Origin of the sequence: Bacillus sp. GMs2/2 (genome assembly GCF_050172095.1) — a bacterium.
Classification (GTDB): domain Bacteria; phylum Bacillota; class Bacilli; order Bacillales; family Bacillaceae_G; genus Bacillus_A; species Bacillus_A cereus.
In genome coordinates, this window is record NZ_JBNLYE010000348.1 from 1 (window position 1) to 4,009 (window position 4,009).

Below are 4,009 nucleotides of genomic sequence, written 5' to 3' on the forward strand. Positions count from 1 at the left end.
ATAATCATATCGCCATGTTCTTTCCAATTTATTAATTTAGCAGTTGTATTCATATAAACCTCCTCTGAATCATTTTATGAAAATTAGTAGAGATAGTGTGAGAAAGGAGTTTATATAACAAAAAAAGACACCTTAAGTGTCTTCTTTGATTACTATAAAAGTCGTTGAATGAAATAGGTTTCTATTTTTATTTGCGTGAAAAGCCTTCTTCATCAAGGTATTCCGCAGCTTCTGGATAAGAGTTGAATGTACCGTCTAAGTTTACACCAGCGTACACGTTCCACATGTCATCCTCTGAAATAAGAGTAAGAATATGACCATCTTCGTTCTGCCATTCTTCTTCTTTCGCAGGTTCTACAGGTGCTACTACCTCTTCTTGTGATAGAAGGTCAATTGATTTCTCAATTACTGAACGTAACTCCTCTGCTGAAAACTCACGGATGTTAACCATACCTTTATCATCTGTTTTATAACCTTTAATACCGCTTGCATATACAAATCCATTTCCATTTGGGTGTAAATGAAATACAACGTTCTTTTTATCTAAACGACTTTCTTCAAAGTGGAAGTTTACACGTTTTAATGATACGTTCTTTCTTTCTAGTTCTGGGAAAGATTCAATAATCGATAATTTTTCTTCAAAAGTTAGCATAGTGCCTCCAAGTATATAGTAAAAGATTTAATTTGTTCATTATAGCATAGTTGCAATTGTTTCCAAAGATAAGGGGAAAACTTTTCGTTGAATACGTTTACGTCACGAGAATGTAAAAAGTGAGCTAACGAATGTATCTTTTTAGGTGTACAATGGAACATGGACTTTATACAAAGGTGGTTTTTTTATGTTTCAAAAAATAGCAAAGGAATGTTTAGCAGGATTTACTGTTGCGATTGTTGCGTTACCACTTGCGATTGCGTTTGGTATTGCTGCGACAGGAACGTCTGAGGGAGCGCTTGTTGGATTGTATGGTGCAATTTTTGCAGGTTTATTCGCAGCGTTATTTGGCGGGACACCTGGGCAAGTAACAGGGCCAACTGGACCGATTACCGTTATTGCAACAGGAGTTATTGCGACGCACGGGTTAGAGGCAAGTTTTATTGCCTTTATGATGGCAGGATTATTTCAAATTTTATTCGGTGTATGTAAGCTCGGTTCTTACGTTCGATATATTCCGTATCCTGTCGTTTCAGGATTTATGAATGGTATTGCATTAATCATTATTTTAGGCGAAATAAAACACGTACAAAATAGTTTTCTACTTGTTGTGTTAACGATTATTGTAATGATTGTTTCTGGTAAATGGATTAAGGCGATTCCGTCTAGTTTAGTAGCACTAGTCGGTGTGACAGCTTTGCTTCCTTTATTTTCTTCTCTACTCGAAGGACTTACAGTAAAGTTACCGATTATCGGAAATCTTTCACTAAATAAAGTAATTGAAAAGATTGGAACTATTCCAGAAGCGATACCTACGCTTCATATTCCATCTTTAAGTGGAACAGGAATAGCAGCACTTATTTTACCAGCGCTTAGTATTGCTTTGTTAGGGTCGATTGACTCGTTGTTAACATCGGTCGTAATGGATAATGTGACAGGTACACGTCATAAAAGTAATAAAGAGCTCGTTGGACAAGGTATCGGTAATATGATGAGCGGATTGTTTGGCGGATTAGCAGGTGCAGGTGCGACTGTAAGGTCTATCGTGAATATAAGAAGTGGCGGTAAAACGGCACTTTCGGCATGTATGCATAGTGTTATCTTATTTATTTTTATTATGGGTCTTGGTTCGGTCGTACAATATATTCCACTTGCTGTATTATCAGGTATTTTAATTTTAACTGGTATTGGAATGTTCGATTGGGGAAGCATGAAAAAGATGCATGTCGCTCCTAAAGGTGATGTCGTTGTTATGCTCGTAACGATGATTGTAACGGTGAAGTTCGATTTAATGATTGCTGTTGCCTTCGGTATTATTCTTTCGTTCATCATATATATGGTGAAATGTAAAGAACGTAAAACTTCTATCGTAAAAGAAAAAGAAGAAACGTACACAATTCAAGGGCCGCTCTCTTTCCTATCAGTAGATCGTATTTTCTCTACTTTACAAGATGTGAAGTCACCGGTTGTTTTACGTATGAAAGATGTGCGTTATATGGATGTATCAGGAGCTATGGCATTATTAAATTTTGTTGAGCAATCAAATAAAGTAGGAGCAAGTGTAAAGCTTGAGCAAGTACATCCGAGTATTGAAAAAACAATCGCAGTAATGGCAAGCGATGAACAGAAAGAGCAATTGAAAATCTTAAGTGTTTAGATAGTAATTAGAATATCTCACAATTTTACATAAATTATAATGTAGAGTTGTGGGATGTTTTTATAATGTTTTTAGTAATATGTATCGCAGTGACAGAGAGGAAGGGCTCTTTTGGCGTAACAGAAACGCTTATAGTGTGTACATATATAATGGAAGGAATTAGAAAAATATTGTGAAGAGACAGGCTTAAATGGGTTCGCTTTTCTAGTTTGAAAAAAAAACCAAGTATTCAACCTATAATAAATTTGTTATGATAACCAATGGGATAAAATGAATCCCTATCGCTTAAAACAATATGTTTGAGAGTATATGTATAAAAGAAAAGAGAAAAAATATGAATAAAACATTTGTAAAAGGAGCAGCAATTTTAACCATTACAACTTTTTTGTCAAAATTGCTTGGTAGTTTTTTTCAAATTCCATTACAAAATATTGCAGGAGATGAAGTGCTTGGTATTTTTCGCCTTGTTTTTCCTGTATATATGATTGCTCTTACATTATCAGTAGCCGGAGTTCCACTTGCAATTTCGAAACTAATTGCAGAGTTGAACGAAAAAAATAAGCAAAAGGAAATTGCGAAATTATTTAAATCAGCGTCAATTATTGGGATAGCATTTGGCATTTTCGGCTGTTTAGTCATTGTATTATTTTCTATTGAAATTGCGAATATGCTCGGTGGACAAGAAACTAGAATGCCGTTGCTTATTACTTCATTAGCATTACTCATTGCGCCATACATGGCGGTGTATAGAGGGTATTTTCAAGGTTTCGGTGATATGAAACCAACAGGGGTATCACAGGTCATTGAGCAATTTGTACGTGTGTTTTTTATGTTAATAATTGCTTACATACTAGTATCATGGGATAAGAGTAATACTGTTATTACTAGTGGTGCGATGGTTGGCTCTTTTCTTGGAGTCATTAGTTCGCTTATATATTTGCGTATAAAATATAATAGAAGTCCATACTACAATAAAAGCAATTCCTATTCGCTCCGAGATTTAAGAGAAAACGGCAAAAAGATATTGCGGGTATCGATCCCAATCGCTATCGGAGCTTTATCAATGCCACTTTTAAATTTAGTAGACTCGCTTACAATACCGCATGTATTACAAGGATCATCAACAGAAATTCAAGAACAATTTGGAATATACAGTCGCGGTTTTGCATTCACGCAAATAATTGTTATTTTTGCAAGTGCAATTGTATTTCCGTTAATACCACTCTTAACTTCCGCATTGGCCAAAAGAGATATAAATTTGGCGAAAATAACAATTCAAAATACAAATCGACTAGCGCATGTTTTGACAGCGCCGTTAACAATATGGTTGATGGCATTAACAGTACCGTTAAATGTCGGATTGTTCACAGATGTAAAAGGCAGTAGTATGTTAACAGTTATGATTGGCAGTTCGTATTTTACTGCGGTTATGGTATTATCAATAGGTGTTTTACAGGGCATTAACCGTTCTGCACAAGCTGCATGGATTGTTATTGGTGCGAGTTGTGTGAAAGTCGTGTTAAACATGATGTTCGTGCAGAAGTTTGGCATAGATGGAGCAGCGTATAGTACACTAATTACTTACGTATTGATTTGTATTGTAAATCATTTGTATATTCGAAGCTATATTGCCTATTCTATTCATTTAAAAAGCTTTTTCGGTGTGTTAGCAATAGCATGTATTTTGGGACTAGGATTGT

General features: G+C 35.4%; 3 protein-coding genes. 2 read left to right on the top strand and 1 reads right to left on the bottom strand.

The features are described 5' to 3' along the window. Positions 1–187 precede the first annotated feature (187 nt). Positions 188–652, bottom strand: a complete 465-nt coding sequence (locus ACQGS6_RS24005; RefSeq protein WP_000954998.1) for a hypothetical protein — start codon at positions 650–652, stop codon at positions 188–190. Positions 653–839: 187 nt separating this feature from the next. Between ACQGS6_RS24005 and ACQGS6_RS24010 the strand changes: the two genes are divergently transcribed. Together ACQGS6_RS24010 and ACQGS6_RS24015 are read left to right on the top strand one after the other, a co-directional pair. Then, positions 840–2,309 (top strand): SulP family inorganic anion transporter, encoded by a 1,470-nt coding sequence (locus ACQGS6_RS24010; RefSeq protein WP_000486650.1) that lies wholly within the window; start codon positions 840–842, stop codon positions 2,307–2,309. A 334-nt stretch (positions 2,310–2,643) separates the two neighbouring features. Continuing rightward, positions 2,644–4,009: putative polysaccharide biosynthesis protein (locus ACQGS6_RS24015; protein ID WP_426965714.1), on the top strand; the 1,366-nt coding region annotated here is incomplete at its 3' end.

What these genes read in the sequence shown, in the direction of transcription:
- ACQGS6_RS24005 (WP_000954998.1), bottom strand. Translation starts at nt 652, where the DNA reads ATGCTAACTTTTGAAGAAAAATTATCGATTATTGAATCTTTCCCAGAA.
- ACQGS6_RS24010 (WP_000486650.1), top strand. Translation starts at nt 840, where the DNA reads ATGTTTCAAAAAATAGCAAAGGAATGTTTAGCAGGATTTACTGTTGCG.